The 20044-nt window shown below is 58.3% G+C and carries 17 protein-coding genes and 1 other RNA gene; 5 read left to right on the top strand and 13 right to left on the bottom strand.

Features of this window, described 5'->3' with window-relative positions; genetic code table 11:
* Positions 1-128 precede the first annotated feature (128 nt).
* Entirely contained in the window at positions 129-425 is a 297-nt protein-coding gene (locus BR41_RS20110; RefSeq protein ID WP_035060718.1) for an IS3 family transposase, read from the bottom strand.
* A 232-nt stretch (positions 426-657) separates the two neighbouring features.
* Between BR41_RS20110 and lepB the strand changes: the two genes are divergently transcribed.
* The 4 genes from lepB to BR41_RS20090 are packed head-to-tail and all read left to right on the top strand — an operon-like array spanning position 658 to position 2727.
* The gene (lepB, locus tag BR41_RS23250) at positions 658-1476 is read left to right on the top strand and encodes a signal peptidase I (RefSeq protein WP_169741338.1); all 819 of its coding nucleotides are present in this window, start codon (positions 658-660) and stop codon (positions 1474-1476) included.
* A 39-nt stretch (positions 1477-1515) separates the two neighbouring features.
* A complete protein-coding gene (locus tag BR41_RS23245) occupies positions 1516-2085 on the top strand; it encodes a protein tyrosine phosphatase family protein (RefSeq protein WP_051711454.1) in 570 nt (189 codons plus the stop codon).
* A complete protein-coding gene (locus BR41_RS20095; protein WP_035060715.1) occupies positions 2082-2282 on the top strand; it encodes a hypothetical protein in 201 nt (66 codons plus the stop codon). The genes BR41_RS23245 and BR41_RS20095 overlap by 4 nt, the downstream gene beginning before the upstream one ends.
* 58 nt (positions 2283-2340) lie before the next feature.
* Complete coding sequence (locus tag BR41_RS20090; RefSeq protein ID WP_035060713.1) at positions 2341-2727, top strand: hypothetical protein; 387 nt, start codon at positions 2341-2343, stop codon at positions 2725-2727.
* A 232-nt stretch (positions 2728-2959) separates the two neighbouring features.
* Here BR41_RS20090 and BR41_RS20085 read toward each other — a convergent pair whose 3' ends face one another.
* The 7 genes from BR41_RS20085 to BR41_RS20055 form a co-directional block, all read right to left on the bottom strand.
* Complete coding sequence (locus tag BR41_RS20085) at positions 2960-5869, bottom strand: hypothetical protein (protein ID WP_035060710.1); 2910 nt, start codon at positions 5867-5869, stop codon at positions 2960-2962.
* Positions 5870-6309: 440 nt separating this feature from the next.
* Complete coding sequence (locus tag BR41_RS24385) at positions 6310-7848, bottom strand: restriction endonuclease subunit S (protein ID WP_156970819.1); 1539 nt, start codon at positions 7846-7848, stop codon at positions 6310-6312.
* Positions 7845-9335, bottom strand: a complete 1491-nt coding sequence (locus tag BR41_RS20070) for a class I SAM-dependent DNA methyltransferase (RefSeq protein ID WP_035060705.1) — start codon at positions 9333-9335, stop codon at positions 7845-7847. Before BR41_RS20070 ends, BR41_RS24385 begins: the two co-directional genes overlap by 4 nt.
* Positions 9332-10492, bottom strand: coding sequence for a Fic family protein (locus BR41_RS20065; protein WP_035060702.1), 1161 nt, complete (start codon positions 10490-10492; stop codon positions 9332-9334). The genes BR41_RS20070 and BR41_RS20065 overlap by 4 nt, the downstream gene beginning before the upstream one ends.
* A gap of 150 nt (positions 10493-10642) precedes the next feature.
* Positions 10643-14110 (bottom strand): type I restriction-modification system endonuclease, encoded by a 3468-nt coding sequence (gene hsdR, locus BR41_RS20060; protein ID WP_035060700.1) that lies wholly within the window; start codon positions 14108-14110, stop codon positions 10643-10645.
* Between the two features lie 197 nt (positions 14111-14307).
* Positions 14308-14668, bottom strand: a transfer-messenger RNA (tmRNA) gene (gene ssrA / locus BR41_RS23820).
* 47 nt (positions 14669-14715) lie between these two features.
* Entirely contained in the window at positions 14716-15234 is a 519-nt protein-coding gene (locus tag BR41_RS20055; RefSeq protein WP_035060698.1) for an acyl-CoA thioesterase, read from the bottom strand.
* A 93-nt stretch (positions 15235-15327) separates the two neighbouring features.
* Between BR41_RS20055 and acuI the strand changes: the two genes are divergently transcribed.
* Positions 15328-16311, top strand: coding sequence for an acrylyl-CoA reductase (NADPH) (gene acuI / locus BR41_RS20050; protein ID WP_035060697.1), 984 nt, complete (start codon positions 15328-15330; stop codon positions 16309-16311).
* A gap of 14 nt (positions 16312-16325) precedes the next feature.
* Here acuI and BR41_RS20045 read toward each other — a convergent pair whose 3' ends face one another.
* The 5 genes from BR41_RS20045 to BR41_RS20025 form a co-directional block, all read right to left on the bottom strand.
* Complete coding sequence (locus BR41_RS20045; protein ID WP_035060695.1) at positions 16326-16988, bottom strand: HAD family hydrolase; 663 nt, start codon at positions 16986-16988, stop codon at positions 16326-16328.
* On the bottom strand, positions 16985-17698 hold the full coding sequence (gene ubiG / locus BR41_RS20040) for a bifunctional 2-polyprenyl-6-hydroxyphenol methylase/3-demethylubiquinol 3-O-methyltransferase UbiG (protein ID WP_035060694.1): 714 nt from the start codon (positions 17696-17698) through the stop codon (positions 16985-16987). The genes BR41_RS20045 and ubiG overlap by 4 nt, the downstream gene beginning before the upstream one ends.
* 79 nt (positions 17699-17777) lie before the next feature.
* Complete coding sequence (locus BR41_RS20035) at positions 17778-18338, bottom strand: DUF4337 domain-containing protein (protein ID WP_035060691.1); 561 nt, start codon at positions 18336-18338, stop codon at positions 17778-17780.
* Between the two features lie 4 nt (positions 18339-18342).
* Positions 18343-19668 carry a TRZ/ATZ family hydrolase gene (locus BR41_RS20030; RefSeq protein ID WP_035060689.1) on the bottom strand — a complete coding sequence of 442 codons (1326 nt, stop codon included), beginning with the start codon at positions 19666-19668 and terminating at the stop codon, positions 18343-18345.
* Between the two features lie 119 nt (positions 19669-19787).
* Positions 19788-19994: a hypothetical protein gene (locus BR41_RS20025; protein WP_035060686.1), complete on the bottom strand. Its 207-nt coding sequence runs from the start codon at positions 19992-19994 to the stop codon at positions 19788-19790.
* Positions 19995-20044 lie beyond the last annotated feature (50 nt).

The following is a 20044-nucleotide window of genomic DNA, read 5'->3' as shown; positions in this document are numbered from 1 at the left end:
GCACACCACGGGCTGTTGCAGCTGCCGCTGCCGGGCTTCGTAATAGCCGGAGCGGCTGATGCCCAGCAGGTGGCAGGCCTGACGAATCGGGACGGCCTCCTGTTGCAGCAACTGAACCAGCCGGTGGCTCACTTCAGTTCTCGGGCAAAGAAGGCCGATGCTTTTTTTAGGATGTCGTTGTCCTGGCGCAGCTGGCGATTCTCGGCTTCCAGCTGCCGGATGCGTTGTTGCTCGGCCGTCAGCGGCAGTCCTGGTCCAGGCTGACCGGCTTGCTCGGCCTCAAACTGCTTGAGCCATTTGCGTACGTTGGTCTCGCCCAGCCCCATATCTCGGCAGACCTGTGCCACGCTCAGCCCTTGGTCTTTGATCATCTTGACGACTTGCAGCTTGAAGCTGCTGTCGAAGGTTCTGCGTGTTTGTGTCATTGATTCATTTCCCTCAGAAGGTGGATTTACCACCTATTGAGGTGTCCGGGGAAATTGAACCACTACAGTAGGCGGTATTTAAGTGGGGAAAGGCCAGTGCTTGAAAGAGTGCTGGCTTTTTTGTTGCAACGCGACTGCTTGGGGGTGTCTATTATCTTCTGGAATACTGCTACCCCATCCATGTTCAGCTGCCATACCCATGCCAAGACTTATTTTCTTAGCCATCTTGCTGATGACCAACCTGCTTGCGATTGCTTCGGCTGAAACGACGGATGCGCCAGAGTTTTTCTCTAGTCCTGCTTCCTCAATGGAGCCCACGATCAAAAAGGATACGCTGGTTGTCGTCAATAAATATCAAGACAACGAAAAGCCGCAAAGAGGGGATATCGTTGTTTTTTATTCGCCAGAAAATGAGCAGACGCTATATATCAAGCGAGTGGTTGGGGTGCCTGGGGAAAAAATAAGCATAAAGAATGCCTCGGTATATATAAGTGGGTCAAAAATAGAAGAAGCCTATATTCTTCCGAGATCTCGGGAGTATATTGCTTCGATTCAAGATTCCCCTGTTTTCTCGAAGCAGAATGAAATGGGTGAGGGTCTACTGTCAGAAAATGACTATTTTGTTCTGGGTGATAACCGGTACGAATCCCTGGACTCGCGATTTTTTGGGCCGATCAAGCTTGAAAAAATCAAGGGGAAAGTGACGCCTTGGGATCAGTTACTCAAGGATGATGTGCGTCTTGATAAAGTGCTTAACCAGATTGCTGATGGAATAAAAAAGAAAATCCCGCTTGTTCTCGGAGATAAAACTACACTTGAGTCCATCAAGCTTGAAGGGCGAACCTTTGTATCCAAGGTACATGTTGATGCGGAGGTGGCGGAAGAATTTTTGCCTGCCATGCAGTTAGAGTTGAAAAGCATGATACTTGGATTTTATTGCAAACAACCACACACAAAGGAATTCGTAGGTATTTCATCAAAGTATTTGATTGGTTTGAACCGCGCGAAAGAAAATCTTGTGGTAAAACTCTCAGCTGACGATTGCCGATGACTATGGCCACATCTGCTTATCTCAATAACGGAATTCAGCATGAAAGTAATCATTAGCAGCAACAAGTGGATTTTTGGCCTCTCCGTCTTGCTCGGGGTCTTTATTGTGCTGGGCATGCAGGTTTACAGCCGATGGACGCAACCGCCCCAGATCAAGATCAACAATCTGACGACGGATATCTCGGTGACCGAGCAGCTCAAGCTCGATGTGGTGCCTCAACTCAAGGCACAAGGCTTCGCAACCATCATTGATTTGCGCCCTGATGGTGAAGCGGCGGATCAGCCTGCCGCAGCAACAGTCGAATCCGCCGCCCGTGCCAACAACGTAACCTTTGCCTATGTGCCGGTGCCCCACGGCGATATCCCGGATGCCGCCGTTGCTGCATTGGACAAGGCGCTTTCAACCAGCCCTCGCCCGATTCTGCTGTATTGCCGCAGTGGCCGCCGCGCAGCACGGACATGGAGCCTGGTTGAGGCATCGCGCCCCGGCGGTCTTGATGCTGCAGCGATCCTCGCCGCAGTAAAAGCCAGCGGGCAATCAGCGGATGATCTGGATACAGCCATCACCCAGCGCATCGCCCAACGCGCCCAAACATTGGAAACACAATGACCGCGCCGATTTCACCCACCCCGGATGCTTCTGCCGATGCCCTGGCTAGCGGCGAGACTCCTCAATCGCCCACGCGGCTGCCGCTGTTTGTTTCGATTCTGCTGAAGGTTGCTATCGTTGCGACCGGTTTGGTATTGGGGGGCTTTTTGGGTGTGGTGATTGCGTTGTTTTCTGGGTTGATTGATTTCAAGTGTTGATGGGTACTGCGGAGTCGAGACTAAACAATGTGAGAATAACTGTTAGGCGCAGGCAAGCATGAGTTGGCAACCAATTTCAGAATCAAAAATTTGGGACAAGATCATCTGTGCGGAATCCGAGATGAATCCGGCGCAGCTACGGCTATGGGAGGTGATTAAAATCACCCCGGTGAAGTGGCAGCAGTCCCCTTATGGAAATTTGGGAGGCGGCTTCTGGGTGGTTGCCATTCTGGGGCAGTTTGTCATCTGGTTTAACGATATTGAAGATGGGTTTAATGTTTCAAGTTATGAGCAATATGGTTTCATCAAGGAGTATTGGTGTAATCAGGATGAACTCGATTTGGCCGTCCAGTCTTTGCTCAATTGCATTCAGTATGGTTATTCATTGCCGAAATGTAGCGCGCCAATCGCTGGTGAGTATAAAGATTCCATTGCAAAATCATAGGCAGTAGGGGCGAGCGTGTAGGTTGGGTTGAATGAAATGAAGCCCAACAATGGTTCATGCATAGCAAATGTTGGGCTTCGCTGCGCTCAACGCCAACCTACCCAACGCCATCTTGTGGCGATAGCTGTTTAATCGTGAAAGCCCCAAGCAGCCGCTAAACGATCACCCAAAAAATGGGCCGGATCGCTCCGGCCCACTGTTCTACAAGCATTATGGCGCGAACAAGATCGCGTCAGCGCCCAGCCACCTTCGGCAATCGAACTTTCCCCGCCCCAGCACTCGCCCCGCAGCACTGCTCGTGCTTGCAATCATGACCGTCGCAGGTGCCGTACAGGCGCGATTGCTCCACGCGTACGATCTCGGCAGCGGTGCCGGTTGCACTGCGACGGGCCAGCAACGTGCCATCGGCGGCAGAGCCGGCGAACCACGGGTGGCCGGGGTAAGTGGCGGTCTGCTGCAAGGAGCCTTTGGCAGTGAGCGTGACCAAAGCGCTACTCTTGTCCCCGCGCACATACACCGCGCCACGAGCGCCGAGTGCTTCTGCCGGTGCGACACCGCCGCTGGCATCGATGGCGAGCGAGCCAAAGCGGTCGAATCGATCGCCACGCCGGCGTTCGAATGCGACCACCGAGTTGCCCAGCCCGACCACGATGAAGCGCCCGGACGCGGTCAGCGATTGGCCGCCTTCGAGTGGTGCACGCGTGAGCACGGTAGCTGTTTCGTCGAGCACGGTAATGCCTTGGCGATCGAGCACGATGATCCTGTCGCCGATTGCCACGGCATCGATGACGGGGGTACGCCAAATCGGTGCGATATCGACCTTGGCGAGGTTCGCCAGCCCGAAATCGCCGAAGCCGAGCAGTTGTCCGCGTGATTGCACCACGCCGTGCAGCCCCGGTACGTTGCGCTCTTCAAGTTGTCTGGGCCGGGCTGGCACGTGCAGATCATGCCGACGCAAAACGCCGCCGGCGATGGTGACGAGCTGCGGTGCTTTGGCGGTGCCGATGATCGCTTGCGCCGTGAGGGCGGCCGGCAGAGTGACGGAGCCGACCCGGTTGAGCAGGGTTTGCCGGTGCGCGAAGGTGCCTTTGTTTTCCAGCGCCGGCCCGTTCATGAGTGCTTTAAGGCGCTGGTTGTATTCATCCGCCGACATGCCCTTGCCGCCGCGCTGCACGCTTAATTCGGTGCTACCGAATGCCACCGGCTTGGTCAACGCATCGAGCGTCATGACACCTTGTGGGCTGGCAATGCCGGTGACGAGCGTGGTGCCTGCCCCATCGACGATGGCGACGTGTTCGCCGGCTTCCAGCCCGGCCACGGCGAATGACCAGCCATGCTCAACCTGCTCCGCCGGCTGCCCGATCACGACTTCCGGATCGACCGACCAATGCGGGTTGTACATACCAAGCGAGCCCCAGATCGAGGTCGCCTTGTAGCAATTGGTCGCACGGAAGGCGATCACGCCAAGTTCGTATTTGAGTTGATCCTCCGGGGAGGCGAAGGGTTGCAAGGAGGCCGGCTTGGTCAGGCGGATGTAGCGCGCGCCGCCGGTGGTGAGCAGCAGCACCTTGCAGTCATAGCCGGGCGCGAAACCGGGGTTGATGGTGTTGAGCACGAATTCGATGCCTTTCTGATCCCACTCGGCGATGGAGTTCGCATATTCGTTCGCCGGGTCGTCGCCGCTCAGAAAGACGGGCGGGCACATGAAGAGGTAGTAGGGCGATTCGTCGAACAGGATTTGCGCCTGCAGTTGCTGCCCGAACTGGTTGCACGGATCGGGGTTGACCCAGCCGAAGCCGGTATCCGACCAGGATTTGATCGACAGCACCGGATCGTTGAGTTCGATCACCGGATCGAGCGTGCCGCCGAGCACGATGCCGTCCGCGCTGCCATTGATGCTGGTCAGTTTCATGCCGGTAACAGGCAAGCCGGCAGGGGCGGTAAAGACGGTTTCGGAGCGGTAATGCGTGTCGTCGATCTTGGTGAAGCCACTGATCGGTGGCAACACCAGGCCCGTCACCGTATCGCTATTGAAGGCCCAGATGACCAGCGCAAGGTTGCCGATCGGCCCCAGCGGATTGAACGCCATCACGCCGCCAACCCACGAGTGACCTTGGTCGGGGAACAGGGCGAACAGCGCCGGGCCGGCGACGATTTCCGAGAAGGCACACCAGAATTCGGTCCACTTGTTGCCGTGCCAATCGACGGCGGCATCCACGCGGATGACATTTGGCTGCGGCAGGGTAATGGTGAGGTCGAGATCGAGGGTGAAGCTCATATCGACCGGGCCGAACAGGCCGGTACAGGCGTTGAAGATGGTGGCATCGGCTTCGACGTGCTGCATGGCAAAGCCGGGAGTGGGGCCGATGGGCTCCCAGGTGGCCGTGGGGCCGGAATTGATTTGGTCGAACGTGCCTTTGATCGCGTTGTTCATCTGGCTGGCCAGCGCGTCATCCAGCGATTGCGCATCGACAAAGATGCTCCAGTCGAGCGCGCCAAGCCGATCCGAAATGCCGCCAGCCATGAAGGCAGTCCAGTCGGCGGCGGACAGAATCGGCGTATCGCCCATCTCGAAACGCAGTGACATGTGCGAGCCATCACTGGACGCCGCCACGCCGCAATTAATGATCGGCTTGGGGGCGGTTTGCGTGAGTGCCGTCAGCGCGGCGAGATCGAGATCCGCCCCTTGGTTGAACTGCACCTGCCCTTGCAGCTGCGGGGCGAGGATGTTGCCAAAGGTGTTGGTGCCATTGACGCCGACCAGCGCGACCGAGAAGCGCGGCTGCCCCTTCTTGGGCCCGCTCGGGTGAATCGACAAGGTGACGGCCATGACGATATCGACCGATGCCGCCGTGAGGTGCGCCGGATCGACCGGGGCAAAATCAGGGGTGTTCTGTAAATCAGTAAGCTGTACCAGAAAGGCATCGGCCGGCTGGTGAATTTGCAGCGTCTTGGTCTGGAACCCGCCTGTGCCGGCCAACAGCGAGGTGGCATCAGACGCGCTCAGTGTTGGTTGGCCGACGCTGATATGGTCGAGGTAATAACCCGCTTGCGACTCCGTCGTACAAATCCGCGCGGCCTTGACCGCATTGCGCACCATGCGTTTGATGGGCTCCGACTTCAGTTGCATCTCGACGATCATGGCTGTCTCCTTGAGTGTGTGCGAAAAAAATCGGGCCACGCGATGACACGGCATCTGGCCCCGTCGGTGGCTCGGTTTGCGCAGGCAAGCCGATCCCTATTCATCGGCAAACAGAGTTGCGATTTGGCTCAAGTCGTACAGCTCGAGGGAAGATGGCTTCGCTGTGTTGGCGATGAAAATTAATGGTTAGTTAAGCTGGTATTCGTGGTTTTCTTGGTGCTTTGCACAATTTTTATGACGAATGGTTTGCTTGGTGAGTCAGATGTGGGTGCGGAGATTGGCGGTGCGGCGTGATGCTGAGGGGCGCGGTGACGGGTGTTTCGGCAAGGAGGGGCTGGGCAGGAGAGGGCCGATGCGCAACGCAAGGTGGTGCGTGAATCAAGCCGAAAGGCTGATCCGGCGAGGCAGGCGCCAACGCTGTTGCCTGCCCACGATTTGAATCATGCAGCTGTCTTACGGCCGCGCTTCGCTTTTGGGGCTGCATCGCGCTGGGCGGCGAGGCGCTTGAGCAGTTCGCTGGCCGGTTCGTCGTTCGGGTCTTGCGGCACCAATTCACCACGGAAGGCTTTGGCGAGCAGCGCAGGCGTCAGGCGCTCGGCGGCGGTTTGCGCGGCGGTGAGGCGGGCGTCGAGACGGTCGGCGAAGGCGAAGAGGGTTTCTACTCGGCGGACGATTTCGTGTTGTTCTGGATTTGTTGGAACAGGAACCGGGATTATGCCTAAGTCCTTCTGATTAATTTTCGGCAATACAGTTCGACTTTCTGCATTTGAAGCCCAGTCGGTAAATTTCTCGGAAAGCATCCAATAAAATAGGTATTTTGTTGATATTTTTGCGTCTATTGGATACATGTCTGCGCTGCATAGCCCCTCAAAGTTAACAATTACAACCTTGCACAAATTCGGACGAATTTTCGAATAAAGTATTTGACCTGATCTGAAATGATGCTTTGCGCTCGTCACCCTATCATTTTCTATCGTTGTATATTCGAGCAAACGGCCGGTTCCGGTCTCGATGTGATTTGGCGCAATGTGAAATGCATTGGGTGTTAAATTAGGGTCTTGCAAATTTGATGCCACGAAAGCTACATCAGTAAATTCTCGCCAAGCCCAATCAAATGGAAGTTCCGTTAAATTCCTGCCTCTGAATTGCGTTAAAGCACGCGGTCTGGACTCCGAAACTGTAATGTCGTTATTAGTATTGGTATTGGCTCCTAGGTTGGGCTGAGTTTGCGAAGCCCAACGTTCACCATTGGTATCCGCGTCTGTTGGGCTTCCTTCGTCAGCCCAACCTACCTTGTTTCCCTTAGTTAAATGGAGATTACTTTCTCCTTCAGAGGCGATGTTTTTCTCTCGCCAATCAACCGTGAGCTGGCCGCTGGTAGCCGCAGCGAGGACGGATTGGCGGAAGCGCTTGAGCAGGGCTGGGATGCGGTTCAGCCGTTCGCGGCAGGCATCGACGCGAGCAAGCGTGGCATCGAGTTTGTCGGCGATACGTTTTTGTTCGGGGAGGGGAGCAAGCTGAATTGGCAGCTTTTCAAGCTTCGCTGTTTCAACACTAGCAACTGTCGTCCCTTCTTTACTACATGTATTTAGAATTTGGGATTTAAGTGACGTTAAGTGATATGCAAAATATTTGGTATGTACTTCTAGCCGGGGTACGAAAGCTTTAATGTCCTGATTAATTGTCACAGGAATGCCTGTAATTGCTACGGGAAAGGTGTGTGACAGAATTCCGCTTCGTGTAACCATTAAAACACTTTGGGTCGGCAGTAATGACATGCCGCCTCTTGTCAGGGCCGCATCGGTTATCTTGTCTTCTGAGCTCGTTAAATTGAATACTTTCATATCTTTAGGTGAAACCCAGGGCACATTTCCAGACGCCCAGAAACTGCTGTCCGATTTGTTTGGTGTTTTGCCACCTACTAAACCACCTAATTCAGCGATGCTGCTAAATGCCCATCCCTTCGGCAACTGACTCATCCCCCTACCTCTTCACCCAATTCCGCCAAAATCGCTTCCAATTCTGCCAGCGCGCCAGTCAATTCGCTTATCGCTTCTCGCGCCAATACCGCTGGTTCCGGCAAATCAGCCGCATCTTCGGTGTTGTCGTCTTTCAGCCATGAAATATCCAGGCTATCGCCGCGCTCGCGTATCCAGTCACGATCAAATACACGGAAGCGGCCGGTGTCGCCTTGGTCGGTGCGCGGGCCGTGCGGTTCGTGCCCCTCTGCGCCAGCCCCTTTTCCGCAAGGGACGAGGGGCGCGTAGGCGGCTTCGAAATCAGCGAAATGGGCACGGGTAAACGGGGTGCGTTTGCCAAACTTGGGCATGTTGGCGCGCAGGTCGTAGACCCAGACGTTTTGCGTACTGGCGGTGGCGGCATCGCTGATTTTGCTGAAGAACAGCACGTTGGTTTTCACGCCCTGCGCGTAGAAGATGCCGGTGGGCAGGCGCAGGATAGTGTGCAGATTGCATTTGTCCATCAGGTCGCGGCGGATGTCGGCGCCGATGCCGGCTTCAAACAGCACGTTATCCGGCAGCACCACGGCGGCCCGGCCGCCGTCTTTGAGGCGGCGGTAGATGTGTTGCAGGAAGGCGAGCTGCTTGTTGCTGGTGTCGAACGTGAGATCGTCGCGCGTTGGCATGCCGCCGCCCTTGGCGGTGCCGAATGGCGGGTTGCTGAGAATGATGTCACTGTGGGGGAGCTGGCTGCCGGCGCTGCCGAGGGTGTTGCCAAGGTGGATGACGCCTTGCTCGTCGCCTTCCATGCCGTGCAGCAGGCAGTTCATCAGCGCCAGGCGGCGTGTGTCGGGGACGAGTTCCATGCCCAGGTAGGCCTGGTTGCGCTGGAAGGCTTGTGCTTTGGCATCCAGATCGTAGAGATCGTCAGTGTTGGCCTTGATGTAGGCGTCGGCGGCGATCAGAAAGCCGGCGGTGCCGGCTGCCGGGTCTTGAATGGTCTCGCCGGCTTGCGGTTGCACCAGCGCGATGATGCTGTCGATCAGTGGGCGCGGGGTGAAGTATTGGCCGGCGCCGGATTTGGTCTCGGTGGCGTTCTTTTCCAGCAGGCCTTCGTAGAGGTCGCCCAGGCCGTCTTTTTGTGCCGAGAACCAGTCGATGCCGTCGAGCGATTTGATCAGTTGTTCCAGGTGGCGCGGCTCTCTCAATCGAGTCTGCGCGTCGGCGTAGATGGCGGAAATCAGCGGATCGGTATGCTGGCTGAGCTTGAGCAGGGTGCTGCGGTAGTCGTTGAGCAGGTTGACGCCGGATAGGTTGGTGAAGACGTCCCAGCGGGCGTAGTCGGGCAGCTTGTGCGCGGACAGCACGCCACTTTGGGCATTTTCATGTTCCATCTTGATAAACAGCAATAGCACCAGCTCGGTGACGTAATCGCTGTAGTTGATGCCGTCGTCGCGCAGCACGTCGCAGAGGTTCCAGAGTTTCTGGACGATGTCGTTGTTGGTCATGCGGTTTCCTGATTCAGCAGGGCGATATAGGCCGTGTAGGCATACACCCGATTGCGTTTGTGGCCGGTGAGCTCGTGCACGATGCCAAGCTGGCTTTCCAGTGCATCGAGCACTTTGCCGATGGTGGCGGGCGTGAGGCCGGTGGATTGGGTCAACGCGTTGACATTGGCGATGGGATGCGCGAACAAGGCATCGAGTACCTGTATGGCGGAGCCTGCCAAGCGGCCTAGTGCGGCGAGCCGCATTTTGTCTTGCGCCAGTATTTGCGTAAGTTGCTGGGCGGTGCTGACGGCCTGGTTGGCGGTGGCGGCAATGGCATCGACAAAGAACAGCAACCATGCCTCCCAGTCGCCATGCGTGCGCACCTGCTGGAGTAGTTCGTAATAGCTTTGCCGGTATTGCTTGAAGAATACCGAGAGGTAAAGCAATGGCTCTTTCAGTACACCCGCTTCAACCAGAATCAACGGAATCAGCAACCGGCCCAACCGGCCATTGCCATCCGTGAAGGGATGGATGGTTTCGAACTGCACATGCGCCAGCGCCACCTTGATGACGGGGGCGGTGTGGCTGTCGGCGTCGTTGATGAAGCGTTCGAGCGCAGCGAAGCAATCGGCAAGTTGATTGGCGGGCGGCGGCACAAAGGTGGCTTCGTCGGCTCGGTGGCCGCCAATCCAGACCTGATTGCGACGGAATTCGCCAGGGCCGCGCTGAATGCCTCGGCCAGAGGTCATCAGCGCGGCGTGGACTTCGGACAGCAACCGGTAGCTGATGGGCTGGCCTTCGCGGATGCGTTGCACGCCAAGGCTGAGTGCCTTCACGTAGCAAGAGACTTCTTGCACGTCGTCCATCGGTACGCCGGGGTGGCCTTCCATTTCGTACAGCATCAGATCGCTGAGCGACGACTGCGTGCCTTCGATCTGTGACGACATGACTGCTTCTTTGCGTACGTAGCTGTAGAGAAACAGTTTGGCGTCGGGCAGTAGGGTGCTGATGGCGTCAAGCCGGCCAAGAGCAAGCAGCGCATCGTTGAGGCGCGATTGCAGCTTGGCCTCGATCGCCAGCGGCGGGGATGGCGGCAAGGGGTCGGGCACAAAGGCGCGGCATGTAACGCCCCCCGCGATACTGGGCACCCACACACCGGTGTGTCCTCGCTCCATGCTGTTTCCTGCCAAGTTAAATTAAGTCGAGGCGCTATTTTAACTTGCGTCGAAAAATAAAATAGTGCCGAGTGATGTATTAACTTGGGTGGCGTGTTGACCCGGTTGGTGAGTCGAATACACCCGCCAATCGGCTCATGTCGCGGGGACTCATGCCGTTTGTGGCCAAAGGGATTCAGCCAGCGTTTCTAGCACTTGCGGCAGTTGATGGCCGAGTATCTTGTTCAGCTGCGCGGTGCCGCCGTCCGTGGCGAAGGTTTGATTGACGAATGCGGCATCAATCACGACTTCGTGCGTGAGCTGTTTGGCCAGCCGATCCAGCCAGCGGCGCTGTACCGGCGTCCATTGCGTCAGGCCATAGATATGCGCCATGGCGTTGGTGACGCGCTGTTCGAACGGCAGCAGCGCCTCGCCGAGGGCGGCTTGGCGGATATAGCCGATGATGCCGGCGGCGATGTCTTGGTTGGTGGCGTTGCGCCATGCCGCTTTCAGGCTGGCCTCGCTGAAATGGTGCTCATCAAGCAGCAGGCGTACTTCCTTGAGCTGGGCGCGGGTCAGGTCTTTGGGGCGATTGACCACTACGGCGAGCGCTGCGGACTGGTTGAGTGAACGGCCGATGAAGTCCTTGAAGCTTTCGAGGTAGTCGGCCGGTTTGTAGTAATCGCCATAGCTTTGTTCGCGCAACAGCAATTCGTCTTTGTGTTGTGAAATCAGTGGGCGGTAGTCGGTGCCGATCAACTGGCGCACTTCGTCGAGTTGCTGCAGCAACCGGCGGTGTTGCTGCACAAAGTCCGCAGCGCCACGCGGGCCAAGTTCGCGCAGGTGCAGGTGCAGTTTTTCGGGCGCAACGCCCCATTGCTGTTCCAGTCCGGCCAGTTTTTCGCGCACGTCCGGGCGTTTTTCAGCCTTGTTGTGTGCTTTGCGCAGCACGCGCATGACTTTCTGGCTGACTGCGGCCAGCACGTCATCGGCGTGGGTTTGGCCGTCGATCATGCCTTGGGTGGTGTAACTGGCCGGGTGGTGCAGTTCGTCGATCAGCTGATCCAGCGTGACATTCGGGTCTTTCACCAGCGGCTGCATGGTATTGACGCCCTGCAGCGCGGCGTAGATGTCGACCGGGTCATAAATCTTGAACACGGTTTTGCCGATCTCGTCGCAGCGGCGGGTGGCGCGGCCGATCATTTGTTCATAAAGAATGCGCGAACGCACGCGGCGCAGGAACACGAGGTGGCAGATCGGCGGCACGTCAATGCCGGTGGTGAGCAGGTCGACGGTGATTGCAATACTGGGAAAGCGTTCGTTCTTGTAACGCTTTATCAGTTGGCCCACGTTGTCCGATGTGCCGGTGATTTTACGCACGGCGGCTTCGTCGTAGGCGTCGCCGTACACCGCCTTGAATGCTTCATCCAGCAGGCGCTTGACCATGTCGGCATGCGCATCGGTGGCGCAGAAGATCATGGTTTTTTCTTCGCCGAGCGGGTCGATCTCATGCGCCAGCGCTTCGCAAATCACGCGGTTGAAATCTTCGGTGATCACGCGGCGGTTGAAGCTTTCGACCTCGAAACTGAGTTCATCGTCGAGTTCGGCGGTTTCGATCAGGCCAGTATCGGTATCCACGACAGAAACGGCCTCGCCCTTGCTGAAGGTGATGCCATGCCGGGAAAGCTGCGTTTGATAGCGGATAGGTGGCTCGTGATCGATCAGCCAGTCATCGGCAACGGCTTCACGGTAGCTGTAGGTGTAAACCGGTTTGCCGAAAATATCGCTGGTGTGTTTTGCCGGCGTGGCGGTCAGCCCGATTTTGACCGCATCGAAGTAATCGAGCACCTGGCGGTAACGCGACAGGTATTGCGCCTCGTCCCGCACGGCTTGTTCGCCCTCGGTCATTTCTTGGTCGAGCGTATAACCACGGTGGGCTTCGTCAATGATGATGCAATCGAATTCGCCCACGCCCGGCGGGTTATCCGACGACAGCACGCGCTTGACCATGGCCTGCACCGTGGCGATCTGTACGCGTGTTTCGGCTTCGGCCGCCATATCGCCCAGGTCGGCAATGTTGTAGGCCTTGGATAACGGCAAGCCTTGCTCCAGCGGCGCTTCATTAAAGACATCGAACGCCTGAACGCCCAGCGCGGTGCGATCTACCAGAAACAGGATGCGGCGAAAGCGTTCGGCTTTCAGAAAGCGATAGATCAGGCCGATGATGGTCCGGGTCTTGCCGGTGCCCGTTGCCATGGCGAGCAGGGCGGTGCGGCGATTTTCCGCCAGCGCCGCTTCAACGGCCTCGATGGCTTTTTGTTGGTAATCGCGTACTTTCAGGTAGGCAAAGCCTTCCTGCCGCAGCTTTTTTTCGGCTGCTGCGCGGCTGCGCTTGAGTAAATCCAGCAATTCATCCGGCCGGTGAAAATCGGCCAGCGCCCGGGCCAAGTTGGCCTTCTGGCGCACATCGCGAAACCACGTCCCACTTTGCTCGGCGAGCTGTTTGAAATACGGCCGGCCATTGCAGGAATAGACAAAGGGAATATTGAAAGACGCTGCGGTGCCATCCGGCCAGGCGTCTGCAAGGCCATTGAGCCCCCAGGCGGACTGGTGCCCGGCATCCAGGCGAAAGCCCTGGCTATAACGCTCGGCCTGGCCGATCTTGCCGGCGACATTGACGTTCTCTCGCTTGGCTTCGACCACTGCCATCGGCGTTAGCCCGGCGAACAGCACATAGTCGGCCGCTTGCTTGCCGGCGCAGGGCCATTCAGCGATCGCCTTGTTCTTGCCGAGCTCAGGGCGTGCACCCTGTGCATGGGTTTTTGTTTGGCTATCGGCTTCCCAGCCAGCCGCGGTCAATTGTTGGTCGATGATGATGCGGGTGAGCTCTTCGCTCAGATGCAGGTTTTTGCTGGCGGCGGTCGTTTTCTGGCGCGCTTGCTGGGCTGCGTGTTGCTGATTGGCTTGCTGCAGCTCGCCGATCTGCCGGGCGAAGTCATCGCGGGCCGCTTGCAGCCCGGCTTCGTGCTCGCGGGCGATGTTCTCGAAAATACGTGCTTCGGCATCCATTTGTTCGGCCAACACGGCGTACTGTTCTTTTTCGCTCTCAATCAGCGTGGCCAGCTGTTGATTGCTCTCGAGTGTCTGCCTGGTATCGGTCAGTTCGGCGCTCAGCTGTTTGATTTGCTGCTGCAGTTGGCGCAGCTCGGCGCTCGGGTCTGCCGGCGCAACAAACGGCCCCGGTTTGAATGTCGTGCCTTGTTTACCAAACGACTGGTGATACCAGATGGCCAGAGCACGGGCGACCTTGAGGCCATCCATGGCTTCTTTGTGCCGGGTTTGGAACTGGTGCGTGGCGCGGTTGCCCTCAATACGCAGCGTGTGAAACAGCGTACGGATTTCCGACTCCAGCCCGATGTCGCGGTTGAGTTTGTAGAGCAGATCGTTCTGCGCCAAGCCAGGCTCGAACTGAATGCCGCTGCGCACAGCCAAATCTTGCGCCAGCGCCTCGCCAAGTTGGCGCAGCTTGATGAGCGTCGTATTTGGATCGCTGGCAAAGACCCGCTCGGCCGTTGTTGCGAGCTGCAGAAATAACGGTGAATGTTCTGCAAGGAAATCAAAGTTGCTGGTAGCGACCACAGACCAAAACCCTAAGCCAGATAGCGTCAACTTTACGCGAAAATCATGATCTGCTGAATTTTCGGAACAACTTGTTGCCAGTTTGAAAATCAAGCGCAGGTCACGGGTGTTTATGATCGCTAACAGCTTGATGCGCCAAGTCGAGAAACGACAGGCAAAGAAAAGGCCCGTTGATTTCTCAACGGGCCTTGCTTTGTTGGTGGAGGCGGCGGGAGTCGAACCCGCGTCCGAAAGCCCTCTACGAAGAGTTCTACATGCTTAGCCAGGCCAACTGGATTTAACCTTTAACGAGCCGACCGGCGGGCTTGTCTCGGGCGAGTCACCTTAGATTTAGCCTCTGACCAAGTGACCCGGCCAAAAGCGATCCCAACTAAATGACTCTGCTGCTAGTTGCCTAGCCTACCCATTGGGAGAAGTAGTGCAGAGTCCAGCGCGATTAAGCAGCTAGAGCGTAAGTTTCGTCGTTTGCGACTAACATTTTTCAGTGATTTACGGGCTTCTGAGACCCCGGCATGCCCTCATCCGCTTTGAAACCCCCGTCGAAACCATGGCGCCCCCAGATGATGCAAACGCCAGTATACGCCCGCAGGGGGTCTTCAGTCGAATCAGGGCAGCTCGGTCAGGCCGTCGCCCCAGTCGATCAGCCATTGCGGCAGTGTTGGCGCGGGGGCGGTGTGGCTGGCCAATGCCAGCAGGTCGGTCGTGGGGACGGAGCCGCCACTGCGGCGCAGAAAGCGCACGCGGATGACGGCGACGCCGTAGACGTCATCGCCGATCATGATGCGTTGTTCCAGGAAGACCGATTTTTCGTCCCAGCCTAGCGTGCGGGTTTCGATGTCGAAGCGCTGCCAGAGTTTGAGCGATTTGCGGAAGTGCATCATCTCCATCGCGACCACGGCGAACCAGCCGGCCTTGTTCACTTTGCCGAACATATCGGAGCGCAGTAGTAGATCGGTGCGGGCCAGATCGAGCATGGTGAAGTAGCGGCCATTGTTCACGTGCCAATACAAATCCAGATCGTTGGGCAGCACGATCATGGGCGTGCGGCATGGGCCGATCAGCTGGCAGCGGGGGCGGAAACGGGCGGTGAGTAACAGCCAGATCAAGCGTAGGTACAGGTTCATCGCAATCGTCGTGGGGTGGGTTCAGGATATGCTGGTGGGCTACTTTAACGTTGTTGGCCACTGCGGCGGCAATGCAGCAAAACGGGAGGGGTGATGTTTGAAGCAATCTTGCTGGATAAGAGCGAGTCGGGTTTTTCCGCCACGGTAAAGCCGATCAGCGAAGCGCAACTGCCGTCGGGCGATGTGACCGTGGCGGTTGAATACTCCACGTTGAATTACAAGGATGCGTTGGCCATCACCAACCGTGGCCCGGTGGTGCGGGCGTGGCCGATGGTGCCTGGTGTGGATGCTGCCGGCACGATCACCGCATCCGATCATCCGGATTTTCAGCCCGGCGATGCGGTGATCTTCAACGGCTGGGGTGTGGGGGAAACGCGTTGGGGCGCATTGGCGCAAGTGGCTCGCTTGCCGGCTGGCGGGCTGGTCCATAAACCTGCTGCGTTCTCTGCACGCGAAGCGATGGCGCTGGGTACCGCCGGCTATACGGCGATGCTGTGCGTGCAGGCGCTGGAAAGGCATGGTATCGAGCCGGGAAATGGTGTGGTGCTGGTGACCGGTGCCACGGGCGGGGTGGGGTCAGTGGCGATCCTGCTGTTGGCGAAGTTGGGTTACGAAGTCGCGGCGCTGACCGGCAAGCTGACTTCGGTCGAGTACCTGCAACAGCTGGGGGCGACGCATATCATTGATCGGGGTGAGTTTGCTGCAGCTGGCAAGCCACTGCAGAAAGAGCGTTGGACGGCCGCAATCGATACCGCTGGCAGCCACACACTGGCGAATGTCTGCGCGCAAGTGCGTTACGGCGGCGTGGTGGCGGCTTGCGGACTGGCGCAGGGGATGGACTTTCCGTCCACGGTTGCGCCTTTCATTTTGCGTGGCGTGACATTGGCCGGCATCGATAGCGTCTTTGCGCCGCTGGCGATCCGGCAGTCGGCGTGGGATCGCTTGGCGCAGGATCTGGATCCGGCACTGCTGGCGCCGATGATTGCCGAGATTGGTTTGAACGAGGTGATTGGTGCGGCCGGCGAGATCATCGCTGGCCGGCATGTGGGGCGGTATGTGGTGGACGTCAATCGCTGAGTGCAGACCAAGCGCTAGGACGGTAGGTGAAGCAGCAATTCCAGTGGGTAGCTGATGCGCAGATCGGCACCCCATTCACCCGGCGCATCGGTGGCGGCGATGTAGCCGTAGTCGGCCAGCACGGTGCGCATACCGACCTTGCGGCCGGCTTCGATATCGCGCTCGGCATCGCCCACGTAAACACAATGCGTCGGATCGATACCAAGCATGGATGCCGCGTGCAGCATCGGTTTGGGGTCGGGCTTGGGCACGCCGACCGTATCGCCGGAGACGACCACGCCGGGCGGGATCGGCAGCGGCAATTGAGGCAGTAGCAAGTCGGTGTACTTCATCGGCTTGTTGGTGACGATGCCCCAGGCCAGACCGCGTGCGGCGATGGCTTCGATCAGCTCGGCGATGCCTTCGAATAACTTGGTGGCATCGCACGGCGCGGCTTCGTAATGCGCGAGGAAGCGTTCACGCAGGCCGGTAAACGCGGCGTCTTGCGGGGTGACGCCGAAGCCCAGTCCGATCAGGCCGCGTGCGCCGTGGCTGGCGATGGGTCGGATGGCGGAGTAAGGCTGGATCGGTCGGCCTTCTTCGGTCAGCAGCTTGTTGAGCGCCGCACCGAGATCGGGGGCAGTGTCGGCAAGGGTGCCGTCGAGGTCGAACAGGACTGCTTTGATCGGGCGGCTCATGCGGGCTTCCGGCAGGCAACCAGATAGTTCACGTCGGCATCGCTGCCGAGTGCGTAAACCTTGCTGATCGGGTTGTAGGTGAGGCCGGTCAGTTCGACCGTTTCCAGCCCGGCGGTGCGGGTCATGCGGGCCAGCTCGGACGGTTTGATGAACTTGGCGTAGTCATGCGTACCACGTGGCAGCATGCCCAGTATGTATTCGGCACCAAGTACGGCCAGCGCGTAGCTCTTCGGATTGCGGTTAAGCGTGGAAAAAAAGAGCCAACCACCCGGCTTGGTCAGCCGCGCGCAGGCGGCGACGATGCTGGCGGGGGAGGGGACGTGTTCGAGCATTTCCATGCAGGTGACGACGTCGTAGCTTTCCGGGGCTTCTTCGGCCAAGGCTTCGACGGTCACGCAACGGTAATTGACCGATAGGCCAGATTCGAACAGGTGGAGCTGGGCGACCTTGAGGGATTTCTCGGCCAGGTCGATGCCGGTGACTTGTGCGCCGGATTGCGCCAGTGCTTCGGCCAGAATGCCGCCACCGCAACCGACGTCGAGCGCTTTGCTGGCGGTCAATTCAACGTGGTTCTGGATGAAGCCCAGACGCAGCGGGTTGATCTCGTGCAGCGGTTTGAATTCGCTGCTTTTGTCCCACCACTTGTGGGCAAGGGCGGAGAATTTGGCGAGTTCGGCCTGGTCGGCGTTGAGCGTGGCGGATTCGGTCATGGTACGGCGGTCCGGAAACAACAAACCGCTAGTTTACCCCGACCATCCGCCACCCGAGTGTTTGCCGTTGTGGCGGCTATCAAGTGAGGAACTTGATGATCCAGTCCGGGTGCAGCGCCCAGCCGGCAAAACCGGCGACTTCGAATACCAGTCCGCCAAAGGCAAAAAACCAGGACAAGCCGAGCATCCAGAATTTGTCGGTCAACGTGGCCATGGCTGCCACCGCCATCGCGATGGAAAATAGCGCTTCGGTGAGGTCGAACTGGTCGTGACGGTAGTCGAGTGCTTCGTATTCGTGCTCGGCGCCGCGGGCTTGCTTCATCAATTTATCCGCATCCTGGCTGAGCTTGCCGATGCGTTGCTGCGCGACTTCGATTTGCTTGGGGGCATCAGGGTCGCCGCGCCGGGCGGCGATTTGCGCATTGCTTTGCGCGCCTTCCTCGATATAGATCTTCAGCTTCTTGGCCTGGTATTCGTTCCACAGGTCGATGCTGCTGGAACGGGCCTGTTGCATGCCCTGCACGATGTTGGCGTCCTTGATCTTGCCGAAGGCCATGCAGACGGAGAGGATCACGACGGAGACGGCAACAAAGCTGTTCAGGCGGGATTGGTTTTCACGGCTCGGTACTTCGAGTTCCATGTTTTCACTCACTTTGGGTTGACGAGGCGGCAATGCGGTTTTGCCAGCGGCGGGCATCGGCGACCAGCTGCGGCTGTTTGATGCGGGTAAAGGCGCCGCTATCCAGTTGTTGCTCGCCGTTGATCCAGACATGGCTGACCTGGCTGCGATCTGCAGCATAAACCAAGTGCGAGACCGGATCGAAGCACGGTTGTGTGCCGAGCGCCGAGAGGTCGACGGCAATGACGTCGGCTTGCTTGCCGGCCTTGAGGCTGCCGATCCGCTCATCCCAGCCCAGCGCCTTGGCGCCGTTGATCGTCGCCATTTCCAGCGCTTGCCATGCGGGCAGCGCTTCCGGATTGCTGCTCTGGCCTTTGGCCAGCAAGGCGGCGAGGCGCAGCTCGGCAAACATATCCAGCTTGTTGTTGCTCGCTGCGCCATCGGTGCCGATGCCGACATTGATGCCGGCGGCGAGCTGATCGGCCACGCGGGCGAAGCCGGAGGCGAGTTTCAGGTTCGATGCCGGGTTGTGGGCGATATGCGCGCCGCGCCTGGCGACGAGGGCGATTTCCGCATCCGTCATGTGCACCATGTGCGCGGCGATCAGCTGGCCAGACAACAAGCCGAGGTTGGCGAGCCGTTCCAGCGGCCGCACGCCGTGTTGCTTGAGGCTGTCGGCGATCTCATCCTGCGTTTCGTGGATGTGGCAGTGAATGCCGATGCCCAGCTCATCCGCCAGCGTGATCACGCGGCTGAAGGTGGCATCGCTGACCGTATAGGGCGCATGCGGGGCGAGCGTGAAGCCCACCAGCGATTCGCCACGGAATTCGTCGATGCAGGCCAGGGCCTTCTGGAGATAAGCGTCGGCGTTGGGGGCGTAGGGGGTCGGGAATTCCAGAATCGAGCAGCCGACCATCATGCGGAACCCGGTGGTCAATGCCGCCCGTGCCACTGCGCCGTGGTGGAAGTACATATCATTGGCACAGGTGGTGCCGCCGCGAATCATCTCGGCGATGGCGAGCTGCGTGCCGTCGAACACGAATTCGTCGCTGACGTGCTTGCCTTCGGCCGGCCAGATATGCTCGTTGAGCCAAGTCATCAGTGCCAGATCATCCGCATAGCCGCGCAAGAGCGTCATGGCCGAATGGGCATGCAGGTTGATCAGTCCAGGGAGCAGGGCGTGTTCTGGCAAGTTGACGACGTCAGCTTGCGGCCAGCGGCCGCGGGCTTCGGTGGCTGGCAGGATGGCGGCGATCCGGTCGCCTTCGATGACCAAGGCGTGGTCGACAAGAACAGTGCGCGGCTCGATCGGGATCAGCCAGCGGGGCAGGAGCAGGGTGGTTCTGGACATGGCGGGTCAGCAGGGGAATTCAGAGGAATTGCAGGGGTGGTTTTGCCGTGACTTTACTGACGGCAGAAAAACAAAAAGCCGACCATATGGTCGGCTTTTTGAGAACGCTAGTGCCTGAATTACTTGGCAGCGGAAGCGTCGGAAGCAGCAGCGCCGGAAGCAGCTTCAGCCGGAGCGGAAGCAGCTTCGGAAGCAGCGGCAGCAGCCGGAGCGGAAGCTTCAACAGCAGCAGCAGGAGCGGAAGCTTCAGCAGCCGGCTCTTCTTTCTTGCCGCAAGCGGACAGGGCGATAGCGAGCAGGGCAGCAACGAGCAGAGACTGTTTCATTGTTCTTTACCTTTAAAGGATGAAGTTAGGACCAAAAGCAACAAAGGCAA

The sequence above is a fragment of the Andreprevotia chitinilytica DSM 18519 genome (genome assembly GCF_000711875.1).
Classification (GTDB): Bacteria; Pseudomonadota; Gammaproteobacteria; order Burkholderiales; family Chitinibacteraceae; genus Andreprevotia; species Andreprevotia chitinilytica.
The sequence above is the reverse complement of the archived record's forward strand: the minus strand, read 5'-3'. Positions and strand labels throughout refer to the sequence as shown.